14 protein-coding genes are annotated in these 12979 nt (G+C 69.7%); 5 read left to right on the top strand and 9 right to left on the bottom strand.

The annotated features are described in order from the left end of the window. Positions 1 to 16: 16 nt before the first annotated feature. The 4 genes from ASG17_RS05720 to ASG17_RS05735 all read right to left on the bottom strand — a co-directional run bounded on the left by ASG17_RS05720 (position 17) and on the right by ASG17_RS05735 (position 4277). Positions 17 to 2083: a capsular polysaccharide biosynthesis protein gene (locus ASG17_RS05720; protein ID WP_235560367.1), complete on the bottom strand. Its 2067-nt coding sequence runs from the start codon at positions 2081 to 2083 to the stop codon at positions 17 to 19. A gap of 192 nt (positions 2084 to 2275) precedes the next feature. Further along, positions 2276 to 3109, bottom strand: coding sequence for a CoA ester lyase (locus ASG17_RS05725; RefSeq protein WP_056100384.1), 834 nt, complete (start codon positions 3107 to 3109; stop codon positions 2276 to 2278). Further along, positions 3106 to 3780 (bottom strand): SDR family NAD(P)-dependent oxidoreductase, encoded by a 675-nt coding sequence (locus tag ASG17_RS05730; RefSeq protein WP_056100386.1) that lies wholly within the window; start codon positions 3778 to 3780, stop codon positions 3106 to 3108. The genes ASG17_RS05725 and ASG17_RS05730 overlap by 4 nt, the downstream gene beginning before the upstream one ends. Continuing rightward, positions 3777 to 4277: a GAF domain-containing protein gene (locus ASG17_RS05735; RefSeq protein ID WP_056100388.1), complete on the bottom strand. Its 501-nt coding sequence runs from the start codon at positions 4275 to 4277 to the stop codon at positions 3777 to 3779. Before ASG17_RS05735 ends, ASG17_RS05730 begins: the two co-directional genes overlap by 4 nt. Positions 4278 to 4583: 306 nt before the next feature. On the opposite strand from ASG17_RS05735, the gene ASG17_RS05740 reads away from it, so the two are divergent. Together ASG17_RS05740 and ASG17_RS05745 are read left to right on the top strand one after the other, a co-directional pair. Next, complete coding sequence (locus ASG17_RS05740) at positions 4584 to 6020, top strand: tetratricopeptide repeat protein (protein WP_235560368.1); 1437 nt, start codon at positions 4584 to 4586, stop codon at positions 6018 to 6020. 15 nt (positions 6021 to 6035) lie between these two features. Then, positions 6036 to 7646: a hypothetical protein gene (locus ASG17_RS05745; RefSeq protein ID WP_200935033.1), complete on the top strand. Its 1611-nt coding sequence runs from the start codon at positions 6036 to 6038 to the stop codon at positions 7644 to 7646. A gap of 3 nt (positions 7647 to 7649) precedes the next feature. Here ASG17_RS05745 and pgeF read toward each other — a convergent pair whose 3' ends face one another. From pgeF to lgt, 4 genes are read right to left on the bottom strand one after another with little or no spacing between them, the layout of a single operon-like run. Then, positions 7650 to 8429 carry a peptidoglycan editing factor PgeF gene (gene pgeF, locus ASG17_RS05750; protein WP_056100394.1) on the bottom strand — a complete coding sequence of 260 codons (780 nt, stop codon included), beginning with the start codon at positions 8427 to 8429 and terminating at the stop codon, positions 7650 to 7652. Continuing rightward, positions 8426 to 8638 carry a DUF4287 domain-containing protein gene (locus tag ASG17_RS05755; RefSeq protein ID WP_056100397.1) on the bottom strand — a complete coding sequence of 71 codons (213 nt, stop codon included), beginning with the start codon at positions 8636 to 8638 and terminating at the stop codon, positions 8426 to 8428. The genes pgeF and ASG17_RS05755 overlap by 4 nt, the downstream gene beginning before the upstream one ends. Next, positions 8635 to 9711, bottom strand: coding sequence for a class I SAM-dependent methyltransferase (locus ASG17_RS05760; protein WP_056100401.1), 1077 nt, complete (start codon positions 9709 to 9711; stop codon positions 8635 to 8637). Before ASG17_RS05760 ends, ASG17_RS05755 begins: the two co-directional genes overlap by 4 nt. 7 nt (positions 9712 to 9718) lie before the next feature. Then, the gene (lgt, locus tag ASG17_RS05765; protein WP_056100406.1) at positions 9719 to 10588 is read right to left on the bottom strand and encodes a prolipoprotein diacylglyceryl transferase; all 870 of its coding nucleotides are present in this window, start codon (positions 10586 to 10588) and stop codon (positions 9719 to 9721) included. 168 nt (positions 10589 to 10756) lie between these two features. Between lgt and ASG17_RS05770 the strand changes: the two genes are divergently transcribed. The 3 genes from ASG17_RS05770 to ASG17_RS05780 all read left to right on the top strand — a co-directional run bounded on the left by ASG17_RS05770 (position 10757) and on the right by ASG17_RS05780 (position 12465). Beyond that, on the top strand, positions 10757 to 11059 hold the full coding sequence (locus ASG17_RS05770; protein WP_056100409.1) for an accessory factor UbiK family protein: 303 nt from the start codon (positions 10757 to 10759) through the stop codon (positions 11057 to 11059). A 79-nt stretch (positions 11060 to 11138) separates the two neighbouring features. Further along, entirely contained in the window at positions 11139 to 11642 is a 504-nt protein-coding gene (locus tag ASG17_RS05775) for a YbjN domain-containing protein (RefSeq protein ID WP_056100412.1), read from the top strand. Between the two features lie 4 nt (positions 11643 to 11646). Further along, positions 11647 to 12465 (top strand): pyrroline-5-carboxylate reductase, encoded by an 819-nt coding sequence (locus tag ASG17_RS05780; RefSeq protein WP_056100415.1) that lies wholly within the window; start codon positions 11647 to 11649, stop codon positions 12463 to 12465. Here ASG17_RS05780 and ASG17_RS05785 read toward each other — a convergent pair. Beyond that, positions 12455 to 12946 carry a hypothetical protein gene (locus ASG17_RS05785; protein WP_056103153.1) on the bottom strand — a complete coding sequence of 164 codons (492 nt, stop codon included), beginning with the start codon at positions 12944 to 12946 and terminating at the stop codon, positions 12455 to 12457. The two genes, ASG17_RS05780 and ASG17_RS05785, sit on opposite strands and share 11 nt — an antisense overlap. Between the last annotated feature and the right edge of the window lie 33 nt (positions 12947 to 12979).

The following is a 12979-nucleotide window of genomic DNA, read 5'->3' on the forward strand; positions in this document are numbered from 1 at the left end:
TTCTTTTGACGAACGCTCAATAGGACGGTGGCGGCGTCCGGTCGAGGCTGGCGCGGATGCCCTTCCACCAGCGGGCGATCTGGTTGGAGGGGGCGGTGGGCGCTGGCGTGTCGCGCGCCTTGATCAGGGCCTCGACCAGATCCTCGGCCTCGCAGGGCCAGCCGGCGGGCGTGACGTAGACCGGGTAGGCGATCAGGGCGGCGTGGACCAGTTCGTCCAGGCTGGCGCGGCGGCTGCGACGCGGGAAGTCCAAGCGATCCTCGGTCAGGCCCCAGCCGGCGTAAAACGGGCGGCCATAGACCGATACCGCCTTATGCCTGATCAGGGCCTCGAACCCGGTCAGGGAGGTCAGGGTGGCCAGCCGGTCGCAGGCGTTCAGGCAGTCGATGATGTCCAGCCCGTCGGCCACGGCGTCCACCGCGTCCAGCGCCGAGGCGTCCAGTAGGCCCGGCCGGTTGCCGGCGAGGACGTCGGGATGGTTGCGATAAATCAGGAAGGCGTCGGGGTGATCGGCGCGGGCGGCGGCGACCAGGCCGGAGTTGGTGTTCAGATCGGGCGCGCAGCCCAGCAGGATCGACTTGTCGTTCTCGACCTGACCGACGACCAGCAGGCGCGGCCGGTCGGTCGGCCAGCCCGACGGTGGCTGACCCTTCAGATTGTATTTGGACAGACCGGTCTCGACCACGCGTTCGCGCAGGGCGGCGGCGCGGGTCAGGTCGCGGGTCGAGACGTCGCCCACCTCTATCAGGGCTTCTAGCCGCGAGGGGCGGGACGGGTCGTAATAGACGCCGAGGTCATCCAGCGCGACGCTGAGGGCGCCGAAGAAGTCCGAGCCCAGGCCGCGCGAGCGGATGAAGCCGTCCTCCATCCGCACCTTGGGCCCGTCGAAGGCGGCGGCGGCCTGACGCGTCGCCTCGCTCTCCTTGCCGGCCCACCAGATCATCCGGCCGCCGGTCGTCTGGGCATGGGCGGCCGCGCGGGCGGCCGAGCCGAAGTACCGCAGGTCCGCCTTGGGCGAGTTCAGCAGGCGGCGCACCGGCGGGCGCTTGGCCGGGGCGAAACCGACGGCGGCCCACGAGCCCGCCAGCCGGTCTGCGCGGGCGCGCAGATTGATCAGCCGCTCGATCGCCCATTCGGCGGTGCAGGGGCGGCCGGTGATCGGATCGACGTAGCGGGTGTAGGCGATCAGACAGGCGGCGGCGACGGTCTCCAGATCACGCGCGACGCCTCGACGGCCGGTGTGGACCGCGTCCTCGGTCAGGCCCCAGCCGGTGTAGAAGCCGGCGCCGAAGGTCCGCACGGTCAGGCCGCGCAGCACGGCTTCGAAGCCCAGGGCGCTGGTCACCGCATAGACCACGTCCACCTCGGCCAGCAGGTCGGCCCCACGCACGTCGGTGTCGATCAGGGTCAGGCCGTCCAGCACCTCGGGAGGAATGCAGCCCTGCTTCTTGCCGGCGGCGACGGCCGGGTGGCGCTTCACGATCAGCTGGGCGTCCGGCTCGTCGCGGCGCGCGGCGGCGACCATGTCGAGGAAGCTCTGCGGCGAGGCCAGGCCATTGGCGATGGACTGATCGCCCGCCGTCTGGTCGACGATCAGCACCCGCCGGCCGGGGCGCAGCAGCGACCGGTCCAGCGGCCCGCCCATATTGGTCTTGGACAGGCCGGTCTCGATGATGCGGTCCACAAGAAACCGCGCGCGGGCCTTCATGGCGCTGTCGCACCAGTCGGGGGCGGTCTCGATCAGCCGCTCCAGGCGCGAGGGGCGGGTCGCGTCATAATAGATGCCCAGGTCGTCGACCGACAGGCTGAGGCTGGTTGCGCCGGCTTCGCCCAGACCGACCGAACGCAGGAAGCCGTCCTCCAGCGCGATGTAGGGCAGGCCGCGCGCGGCCGCGAGGCGTCGCCCGGCGGCGGCGCTGGGCTTCAGGCCCCAACCGATGACGGCCTGCACATCCGGCGTCGGCAGACGGCGCAGGTCATAGTCGGGCAGGAAGGTCTGGAGGAAGGGAATCCTGAGCACACCGGGCGCGCTGACCCAGGCGATGGTCGGCGCGTCGGTCGAGGGGCGGGCGGCGTCGGTCAAGGTAGCGCTGGTTTAGGACGGGCAGGCGGCGACGACCAGACCTCCTGTCCTTCTCCCAGAGGGAGAGGGCTTGAGCGCACGGCGGCGATAGCCGTCGTTCTTGCGCGAAAGGGTGAGGGGTTCAGGGCTGACAAGACAGGGCGTAACCCCTCACCCCTTCGGCTTACCCAATCGCCTTCGGGTCCTGGAGCCTCAAGCCCTCTCCCTCTGGGAGAGGGAAGCCAGCAGGCGTTGCGCAGCTTCCAGATGCAGCCGTTCCGTCATCTGGCCATCGATCGTCAGCACGCCGGCCGTCGGATTCTCAGTGAAGGCGGCGACGACGGCGCGGGCGTGGGCGATGGCGGCCTCGGACGGGGCGAAGGCGGCATGGGCGGCGGCGATCTGGTTGGGATGGATCAGGCTCTTGCCGTCGAAGCCGTATAGGCGGCCCTGCGCGCACTCGGCGGCGAGGCACTCGGGGTCGTCCAGCCGGTTGAAGACGCCGTCGATGGCGGTGAGGCCGTTCAGGCGGGCGGCGGCGACCACGGCGGCCAGCCAGGGCTTCAGCGGCTCGCGGTCGGGCGAGGATGCGGTGTTTAGCGTCGCAGCCAGATCGTTGACGCCCAGCATCAGCGCCTCAAGCCGGCCCCCGGCCTCCGCGATAGCCCACAGGTTCTTCAGCGCCAGCGGCGTCTCGATCATTGCGACCAGGGCGGCCCGCCCGCCAAGGGCGCGGGCGGCGTCTGCCACGGTTTCGGGCTTCTCAACCTTTGGCAGGACGACGAGATCGACGCCCGTCTCGGCCAAGGCGACCAGGTCATCAGCGGCCCAGGGCGTATCGGCGGCGTTGACGCGCACGGCCAGTCGCGGACGGAACCCGCCTTGGCGCACGGCTTCGACAGCGGCGGCGCGAGCCGCGGCCTTGTGGTCAGGCCCGACGGCGTCCTCCAGATCCAGCACGGCGACGTCGCAGTCCAGACCACGCGCCTTCTGAACCGCGCGCGCATTGTCGGCGGGCAGGAAGAGGACGGAGCGGAAGAGGTTCATACCCGGCCCGTGACGGGGATCAGGGCGCCGGTAACGGCGCGGCTGTCGGGCGAGGCCAGGAACAGGATGACGGCGGCCAGATCGGCCGGGGCGACCCAGGCGGCCGGATCGGCGTCCGGCATATCCTTGCGGTTGGCCTCGGTGTCGATGATCGAGGGCAGGACGGCGTTGACCGTCACCGAGGTGGTCTTCAGCTCTTCGGCCAGCGCCTCGGTCAGGCGGTGCACGCCGGACTTGGCGGCGGCATAGGCGCCCATGCCGGCGGCGGCCTTCAGCGCGCCATGGGCGCCGACGTTGACGATCCGGCCTTCCGACGAGGTCTTCAGGTGGGGCAGGGCGGCGCGGCTGGCGTTCACGGCCGTGGCGACGTTCAGCGCGTGCATCTTGTCCCAGGCCGGGTGGTCGTCGTCGACCGTCTGCCAGACGAAGCCGCCGGCGACGTTGATCAGGGCGTCCAATCCGCCGAAGTGCGCGGCGGCCCGTTCTATGGCGGCCATGGCCTGGACCGGGTCCGTCAGATCGACGCCGCCGATTTCGAAGACACCGTCGCGCGCGCCCTCGCCGTCGGCGTGATCGATGGACGCCACCCGCAGACCGGCGGCCAGGGCGGCGTCGACGACGGCCTGGCCCAGGGCGCCGCGTCCGCCCGTGACGACGATGGCGCGGCTCATGCCTTCGCTCCGAAGATGCGGGCCATCAGCCGTTCCAGCGCCTCGGCGTCCTGGGCGTCGAAGGCGGCGGTCACGGTCGCGTCCACGTCCAGCACGGCGATCAGTGCTCCATCAGCATCGAAGACCGGCGTGACGATCTCGCTGGCCGAGCGGCTGTCGCAAGCGATGTGGCCGGGGAATGCGTGGACGTCCTCGACAATCTGCGTCTGGCCCGTGCGCGCCGCCGCGCCGCAGACGCCCCGGTCGAAGCCGATTCTCAGGCAGCCCAGCGTGCCCTGGTAAGGGCCGACCACCAGTTCGCGGTCCTTGGCCGGATCGACGACATAGAAGCCGGTCCAGAAGAAATGATCGAAGGCGTCCGCCAGCATGGAGGCGACCGTGGCCATGCGCGCGGTACGATCTGGCTCGCCGTCCAGCACGGCGGCGATTTCTTCTTCAAGCTCCAGATACCGCGCGGCCTTGTCGGCGGGGCGGTCGAGACGGGCGGCGTAGGCCATTACAAACTCCGAGGACGGGCCGCTCATATAGGCCTCGCGCCGATCTTGGCGAATGGACGACGGCGGCGGGCCTCTGGGCGTCCGCAGCGCCGGCGGATTCCAAGTCTGAACGAACGACGAAACATTCTGGCCGCCCTGCGGCAACGCTTATGGTGAAGCTGCGTTAACCTTGACAGCACGTTAACGGTCGCTGACCATCGGTCTGGGAGATGGTTAACGGATGGACACGCGTAAGTGGTGTCCTGAAGTGGGGTGAGGGGTATGGCGGACCGCGACATCGATGACGGACGCGCGCGACCCCGGCGTATGACGACGCCCGTCGTCAGCGTAGCGGCGGCGATCATACTGCTCATCCTTATCGTCCTCGCGCTGGCCAGCTGCGACTATCGCGGCGGCGGCGGGGGGCTTCAGTTCTGGCGCCGCGACAACTACGCGGCCAACGCCTGCCCGCGGCCGGCATCGGTGACCGGGTCCGAATTCAATGCTCAGGAGATCGGTCTGCGCCAGCTGCGCCGGGCCGCCTTCCGTGGCGATTTCTTCGCCCAGCTTGAACTGGGTTCGCGCTATTCGGCCCAGCGCGCCACCGACAAGAATATCGAAGATCCGATCGAAAGCTCGGTCTGGTACGCCATGGCGCTGACCAACGGCGAGGGCTATGCGCCGATCAATCGGCAGGAGCGCGGCGGCTTCGGCGGTTGGCGGCCGCTGTCCCGGTTCGACGACTGTCGCGCCTTCGAGCGCCACGTTGCGTACGAGCGGCTGGACCGCCAGCTGTCGCAGATGAGTCGCGAGGAGCAGGACAAGGTCCGCGACCGCGTCGTCTACGTGCTGTCGACGCAGGACGCCGAAGGCTTCCGCACCCTGGCGCGCCTGCACGACGGCCTTTACGGCCCCTTCGGCGAGCCCGAGGACAACCGCGAGGCGCGCGAGGCCTGGGGGCGGGGGCAACCGGGGCCGAACGGGCGCGGCCGCCACGGCTACTGGACCGCCGCGGGCCTGTTCCAGCGTAACGACGTGGACGCCTATCTTTACAACTATCTGGCGGTGCAGACCGGCGACGTGGGCGCCTATGTGCTGCTGAAGGACTTCGAAGCCTCCTCACCCAACCGCGCTCAGTACGGCCGCTTCGTCGAGGCCAAGGCGCGCCAGTGGGTGCCGCCCTATGAGTTCTATCCGAACGACGCGCCCCAGTCAGGCGTGCCCTTCTCGGACGAGAGCCGCCCGCGCGGCGACGCCTATGAATACGCCCTGTCGCGGATGGGCGGCGAGCTGCCCTTCGTCCACGTGGCGCGGGCCCTGCGCTATCTGGGGGTGACCGACACTGTGGCCCTGCGGCCCGAGGACCTGTCCAAGCACCAGATCGAGACCCTGGAGGCCATGCTGGGCCATCCGATGGAATCGCGCCTGTCCTATCTGGAACGGGTGCGCGCCATCCAGCTGGCGGCGGTCAACGGCTCCTCCGAGGCGCAACTGGTGCTGGCGGTCATGTACGCCGAGGGCATCGGGGTTCCGACCGACTATGCCCGCGCCTTCCACTGGTTCGACCAGGCCGCCCGCCAGGGCAGCCCGGAGGCCAAGTTCGCCATGTCCAGCTACTTCGCCCTGGGCGTCGCGGGGGTGGCCGACCAAGACAAGGCCCAGGCCGTCGCCTTCCGCATCGAATCGGCGCTGTCGGGCTTCGCGCCCTCCGCGTCGCGCCTGCAGGCGGTCCTCGCCCAGGTGTCCCGCTCGCAGCGCCGCTAAAGGAGGGCGTAAGTCATGACCATTCGCCGTCCCAAACTGATCACCGCCCTCGCGACCGGCCTGATCGCCGCCCTGGCGATCACCGGCGCCGCCGCGTCCCAGACCAGCTATGGCCAGGTCGCCGCCAAGGTCGAAAGCCAGACGCGCCCCAACTTCGGCGCCCTGCTGGATCCGCCGACACGCGGCACACGGTATCGTCCCCACCAGCGGCGCTGGAACTATGGCCAGTATCGTCATGGCCCGGGCTTCCTGCCGGCCCCGCCCATCCTGGGCGGCGAAGAAGTCGTGCTGGTGGACTGCGGCGGCAATCCGGGCTCGGGAGCGGTCGAGACGGCCGTGCAACGGGTTCGTCCCGGCGGCACCCTGATCATCCGCGCGCGCGCCGGCGGCTGCGTCGGATGGCTGAACATCGACAAGCCCATGACCGTCATGGGCGAGGGCCGCTTCGATCCGCGGGATGACGAGTTTTCGGCCCCCAGCACCCTGCAGGCGCCGGACGGCGCGCCCTGCATGACGGTGGCGCGCGGCGTGCGGGTGCAGGTGCGGGACATCGTCTTCGCCTCGCCGCGCGCCGGTGACGCGGCCTGCATCGTGTCATACGGCGGCGAGGTCGTGGCCCAGAACGTCGGCATGCGCCACACCGGCGACGAGGCGGCGATCTATGCCGACGGCGGCCTGCTGGACCTGCGCGACATGCGGGTGAACGCCGACACCGTCGCGCCCGCAGTGGTCGCAGACGGCGCGACGCTTCGGACGGATGAAGTCTACATCGCCGGCTCGTCCTCGGGCCTGGAGGTCGTGCCCGGCGCGGGCGGCCAGACGCAGATCAACCGCACCCGCATCATCGGCCCCAGCCGCCAGAGCACCTTCGGCCCGCGCGCCATCGGCATCCTGGTGCGCGCCATGCGCGACTACGGCGAGATCGCCATCACCAACTCCAAGGTCTGCGGCTATCCCGAAGGGATCGTGGTGGAGGGCGCGACGGTGCGTCTGGACCGCACGCGCATCTGCAAGGCTGATACCGCTGTGTCGCTGCATGGCGGTGAGGTCTCCATCGAGAACTCGCGGCTGGTCGCCGAGACCTATGGCGTCGCCGTGGTCGCCGGTCAGGCGACGATCAAGAACAACATCCTGGCCGATGTCAGCCGCCGGGCCTGGTACCAGGAGAACCGCGGCGTGATCGTGGCCGAGGGCAATCGCGTCTGGTCCACCAGCCTGTGCCCGCTGGGATACCAGCCGGTCTATGGCAACCGCTTCGCGCCCGTGTGGTCGGGCGGCGGCGGCCAGGGCTATACCTGCATGAGCTATCCCTATCCGCGCGAATGGTGGCGCCGGGATGAAAGCTCGCTGGGCGTCGCCTATGACCCGCGCGTGACCATCCCGGAATACTACGACCAGTTCCGCACCGGCTACGGCTGGTACGATTGCCGGGGCCGATTCGTCTCAGAAGGGCGCTATTACGGCGAGGATCGCTGGAGCCGAGGCTCTCAAGGATTCACCCGCGAATGCCCCCGCCCGCGTAACTATGGCAGCGGTTACGGCGGCGGCTATCGCAACAGCCCCTGGTCGGACGGCTACTCGGACTACGACATCGATTTCGACGCGGGCTTCTCTTACGGGCTTTGAGGCCTAGCCGAGACTGATCGCCGAGATCAGGCGGCCGAAGTCTGGCTCGTCCCTCTGGAAGGCGCGGCGGTTGGAGAAGAAGCGGGCCTCGTCTGCGCAGGTGTCGTCGCCGGTCCAGGCGGCGCGGCCGACGCCGGCGTCGCTCAGATGGCCCAGTACGTAACCGGGCAGGTCGAACTGGCGGTGCGCCGCATCGCGGCCAGGGGCGAAGAAGGCGGTCGATCGCGGATCGGGATGGACAAAGCGATCCTCGAAGGCGGCGTCGACCTCATAGGAGGCCTGGGCGATGCAGGGGCCGACGACGGCGACCATGCGCGACGGCTCAGCGCCCAGGGCCTGCATGGCCGCAACGGTGGAGTGAATCACGCCGCCCAGCGCGCCCTTCCAGCCCGCATGCGCCGCGCCTATCACGCCGGCCTGCGCATCGGCCAGCAGCACCGGCGCGCAGTCAGCCGTCAGGACGGCGCAGACCGGTCCCCGCACCGCGGTGACCACGGCGTCGCCGTCCGGCCGCTCGCCCTTCCACGGTCCTTCGGCGACCCGAACGAGGGCGGAATGGATCTGGTAGCAGGCGGCCAGATCATCGAGGTCGCCGCCCATCCAGGCGGCGGCGCGGCGGCGGTTTTCCGTCACGGCCGCTGGATCGTCGCTGGAGCCGACGCCGACGTTCAAGCCCTGATACAGGCCGGTCGAGACGCCGCCCGCGCGGGTGAAGAAACCATGGCGCACGCCGGCCTCGGTCAGCAGCGGATGGGTGATCGGCTCGGGCGCGCGTTCGGTCATTTCAGCCCGTCTTGCGCAAGCGTGTAGGCGACCACGGCGTTCGCGTGACCGTGGCCCATCCCGTGCTGGTCCTTCAGGACGGCGACCAGCTCCATGTGTTTGGCCGGGTATGCATCCCGCACGACCCGCTGCCATTCGACGATGGGGCGGCCGTACTTCTTTTCAATCGATGGGAAATAGGACGCTGGGCCTTTCACCGGTTCGGTCATGCAAGCTCCTCCTCGAATCCCGGGGCGATGAAACCGGGCGCGGTGACGGCGGCGACCTTGAACAGCCGGCCCATCTGATCGGGACCGATCAGGCGGTCCAACTGGCGGTCGATCACGCGGGCCTGATCGGGACGGCCCGACTTCAACCGATGGGCGCGGTGCTCGATCCCCAGCAGCGACAGGAAGTCGCCTTGGGTCAACAGACGGGGCGAGGCCGCGCCGGCCTCTCGCGCCGCCGCCTGGACCGTGGGGAAGTCGGCCCATTGGGTCAGGTCGGCATGGCCCGGCTCGGCCAGCGGATCGACCTTCTGATGCGCTTTCAGGGCCTGCAGGGTGTCGCCCGGGCCCGGCGCGTCGCGGCCATAGTCGATCAGCAGGGCGGCGCCGCCCGCGCGCGACACCTTGTCCGCCACGGCGCCGGCGAAGGCGATCTGGGCGGCTGAGGTCTCGACCGTCTGTCCGATTTCGACGGGCCAAGAGGGGGGCGTGAAGCCGGGAGCCGCCGTCAGGCCGAAGACGAGACCCTCCGCATCGTCCACACCGATGCGCCGCTCGGCCCAGCCGGCGTCGGTGCGCACGAACTGGCGCGCGGGCAGGCAGTCCAGCACCTCGTTGGCGATCAGGATCATCGGCGCGTCTTCGGGCAGGGCCGGAACGCTCTCGAGCCAGCGGGGGGTGAGGCCCAGCGGCTCCAGACGCGCCGCCTGCGCCGCACGCAGCGGTGCGCTGGGCTCCACCAACACCAGGTCCAGCGCCGCCATGAATTCCGGCGCCAGCCGCGCGGCGCGCAGGGCGTCGGCCATAAGCGTCCCGTCGCCCGGCCCGACCTCGGCCAGGGTGACGCGGGCGGGCGATCCCAACCGGGTCCAGCACTCGATAGCCCAGAGGCCGATCAGTTCGCCGAACATCTGGCTGACGCCGGGCGCGGTGATGAAGTCGCCGCCCTCGCCCAGACGCGGGCGCACGGCGTAATAGCCGTCCTCGGGATCGTGCAGGCAGCGGCGGACGTAGTCGGCCACCGTCATAGGCCCGGTGAGGGCGATCTCGCGCACCAGTCGCTGTTTCAGCGACACGCTTGCCTCACGCGGCGGCGGGCGGCCGGTTCCAGGCCCGCCAGATTAGATAGCCGCCGACCAGGATCATCGGGATCGACAACATCATCCCCATGGTCAGGCCCAGCGGGAAGTTCGGCATGCCGAAGTCCGGCTCGCGCACATTCTCCAGCAATGCCCGCGAGAGGCCGTAGCCGACCAGAAACAGGCCGGCGATGTAGCCTGGCTTGGACAGCAACCGCAGTCGCCAGATCGCGAAGCTGAGCACGCCGAACAGGGCCAGGCCCTCGAGCCCCGCCTCATACAGCTGGCTGGGATGGCGCGGCGCATCGCCGGCCGGACAGACGCCGTACAGCTCGATGATCTTCTGGTTACAGAAGCGGATGGCCCAGGGGACGGTCGTCTCGCGGCCCCACAGCTCGCCGTTGATGAAGTTGGCCAGGCGACCGAAGAACAGGCCGATCGGCACGACCGGCGCGACCAGGTCGGCCAAGGCCAGCAGGTTGAGTTTGCGCTGCCACGCGAACCAGACCAGCGCCGCCGTGACGCCCAAGAAGCCGCCGTGGAAGCTCATGCCGCCGCCCCACAGCTGGAACAGCTCCAGCCGCTCGCCGAGCGTGTCGCCCGTGAACAGCTGGGCGAACATCGCCGGCTGGTAGAACAATGCATAGCCGAAACGCCCGCCCAGGATGATGCCCAGCGTGATCCACAGCACCAGATCGTCCAGCTGCGGCGTCGTCACCGGCGGCTTGCGCGGCGCCCAAAGCGCCTCGTTGCGGGCCAGGCGGGCGGCGTACCACCACCCCAGAACGATCCCGGCCACATAGGCCAGGGCGTACCAACGGATGGGCAGGGGGCCGATGCTGATGAGCACCGGATCGAATTCTGGAAAGATCACGCGTCGGTCCTGAGAAGCCTGCGGCCGCCGCTGTCTAGCAAGCGGCGTCGGACACGTCGCGCGGTTTTCAACGGCGAACCGCGCCTTGCCTTGTGGTCGTCAAGGTTTCGTTCACCATATGCGGTAGACCCTCCTTAACGAAGTTCGGCTGCGCCGACCGGAGCCTTCATGCAGACCCGCAATCCAATTCTCGACGAGTTCGCCAAGCTGACGACCGGCGCCATGGGCCTGGCCCAGGCGGCGGGCGAGGAGGCCAAGTCGGCCTTCCGCGCCCAGACCGACCGCGTCGCCGCCGAACTGGACCTAGTGCGCCGCGACGAGTTCGACGCCCTCAAAGCCGAGATCGCCGCCTTGCGCGCGGAGATCGCTGGACTGAAGGGCGAAGAGCCTGCCGCCGCCCCGAAGCCGCGAAAGAAGCCTCAAACGGGAACGTCCACAGGCGGAACTCCCGCTCCGGACGCAGCCGGTTGAGCCGAATCCGACAACACGCCTACCGTCTGTCCATACGCCGCGAGTCGCGGTTCTCCCCGCCAACGAACGGAAAATCCTGATGGACGCTGCCAGTCCGGAAGTGCTCGACGCGCCCATGGATCCGCTGGACGTGGTCGAACACGTTCTGAACGCGGAGAACCTGCCGTTCGACCGCACGGACGACGGCGACCTGGCCTTCGCCCTGGCGGGCGACTGGAAGGACTATGAGCTGTGGTTCGCCTGGCGGCCCGAGGGCGATTGCCTGCAGCTGTGCTGTGCGCTGGACCTGCGCGTCGGCAAGTCGAAGCGGGTCCACGCCAACGAACTGGTCAGCCTGATCAACCAGCGCACCTGGATGGGGCATTTCGAGGTGTGGAGCGCGGACGGCGAGGTGGTGTTCCGCCACTCCCTGGCCCTGCCGCACGGCGAGCGCCCGACCCTGGCGCAGGCGGCGTCCATGATCGATGCGGCGGTCGAGGCGGCGGATCGCTACTATCCGGCCTTCGACTTCATGATCCGTGGCTCGAAGAAGCCGCAGGAAGCGATCGACGCCTGCATGTTCGAGACGGTCGGCAACGCCTGATCCGATGACCGACGGCCCGATCGTGACCGAGGGGGCTGTCGCACTGATGGGCTGTGGTCGCCTGGGCTCGGCCATTCTCGAGGGCTGGCTGAAGACGGGCGCGGTCGCGCCTGAGCGGCTGATCATCCTGACGCCGTCGTCCAAGCCGGCCGCCGAGGCCGCGCGGGCGAAGGGCGCGCGGATCAATCCGGGCGCAGCGGCGCTCGGCGAAGTCTCCACCCTGGTGATCTCGGTGAAGCCGGCCATGTGGCGGGCGGCGTCCGAGCCTGTGGCGCCGTCGCTGGCGGTGGACGCGACGGTGGTCTCGGTCATGGCGGGCGTACGCGCCGCCAGTCTGTCGGAGGTGTTCGGCCAGCGGGCGGTTGCGCGCGTCATGCCGACGACCGGCGTGGCCCAGGCGCAGGGCGTGGCCTCGATCTGGGCCGCGACCCAGGCGGCCCGGGAGGCGGCGCGCGGCCTGTTCGCGCCGGTGGCCGAAGTGGTCGATCTGGCCGACGAGGGTCTGATCGACGCGGCGACGGCCGTGTCTGGCTCGGGCCCGGCCTATTTTCATGCCTTCGCCAAGGCCCTGGCCGAAGCGGGGGAGGCCGAAGGGCTGGACCCCGCCGATGCGGTTCGGCTGGCGCGGGCGACCCTGCGCTCGGCGGCGGCGGGACTGGAAGACGGCGCCGATCTGGACGCCCTGATCGCGCGCGTGGCCTCGCCGGGCGGCACCACCCAGGCCGGGCTCAAGGCCCTCGCCGAGGCAGGCATGTCGACGGCGGCGGGGGCGGCTGTTCAGGCCGCCGTCCGGCGGGCGCGCGAGCTGTCCGCTAACGGCTGACCAGCCGCCCTTCGGCGACATTGACGGCGAAGCGGTCAAAGGCGCGGTCGGCGTCCCACCACGTGCCCATGCCGCGTGACCAGCTGATGTCGTTCGAATAGCGCGAATAGCGGACAGGCTCGCGGCGGCCGTCCGCCAGGATCACCTCGCCCTCGATCGCGGCGCCGCCGATGCTGAAACTGTCGATGATCGACAGGCCGGGACGCTGGTTCGCCTGCTCGATCGTCGGGCGGTTGGGCTTCAGATCGGTGAGCACAAGGTTGACCTGGGCGCCGTCCAGATAGTCGCTGTTGGCCAGGGCGCGGCGCACGGCCTCGCCGAGGCGGTCGGCCTGTTCGGTGATATCGCGTTGACCCAGATTATCCCGATCGCGCTGCAAGGTCGGGCCGAGAGCCACGGTGACCCGAGGGGCTTGAGCCTGCGCCGCGGCCGCCAAGCTGACGGTCAGGGCCAGAGGTGCGAAGAAGGCGAGCCGGCGCATGATGATCTCCATCTCGACCGCGTGGTCGTGAAG

This window comes from Brevundimonas sp. Leaf363, from assembly GCF_001424025.1.
GTDB lineage: Bacteria > Pseudomonadota > Alphaproteobacteria > Caulobacterales > Caulobacteraceae > Brevundimonas.

Coding starts and splice junctions, on each gene's coding strand:
- ASG17_RS05725 (WP_056100384.1), bottom strand. CDS start 3,109: ATGAACCTCTTCCGCTCCGTCCTCTTCCTGCCCGCCGACAATGCGCGC.
- ASG17_RS05730 (WP_056100386.1), bottom strand. CDS start 3,780: ATGAGCCGCGCCATCGTCGTCACGGGCGGACGCGGCGCCCTGGGCCAG.
- ASG17_RS05735 (WP_056100388.1), bottom strand. CDS start 4,277: ATGGCCTACGCCGCCCGTCTCGACCGCCCCGCCGACAAGGCCGCGCGG.
- ASG17_RS05740 (WP_235560368.1), top strand. CDS start 4,584: ATGACGACGCCCGTCGTCAGCGTAGCGGCGGCGATCATACTGCTCATC.
- ASG17_RS05745 (WP_200935033.1), top strand. CDS start 6,036: ATGACCATTCGCCGTCCCAAACTGATCACCGCCCTCGCGACCGGCCTG.
- pgeF (WP_056100394.1), bottom strand. CDS start 8,429: ATGACCGAACGCGCGCCCGAGCCGATCACCCATCCGCTGCTGACCGAG.
- ASG17_RS05755 (WP_056100397.1), bottom strand. CDS start 8,638: ATGACCGAACCGGTGAAAGGCCCAGCGTCCTATTTCCCATCGATTGAA.
- ASG17_RS05770 (WP_056100409.1), top strand. CDS start 10,757: ATGCAGACCCGCAATCCAATTCTCGACGAGTTCGCCAAGCTGACGACC.
- ASG17_RS05775 (WP_056100412.1), top strand. CDS start 11,139: ATGGACGCTGCCAGTCCGGAAGTGCTCGACGCGCCCATGGATCCGCTG.
- ASG17_RS05780 (WP_056100415.1), top strand. CDS start 11,647: ATGACCGACGGCCCGATCGTGACCGAGGGGGCTGTCGCACTGATGGGC.
- ASG17_RS05785 (WP_056103153.1), bottom strand. CDS start 12,946: ATGCGCCGGCTCGCCTTCTTCGCACCTCTGGCCCTGACCGTCAGCTTG.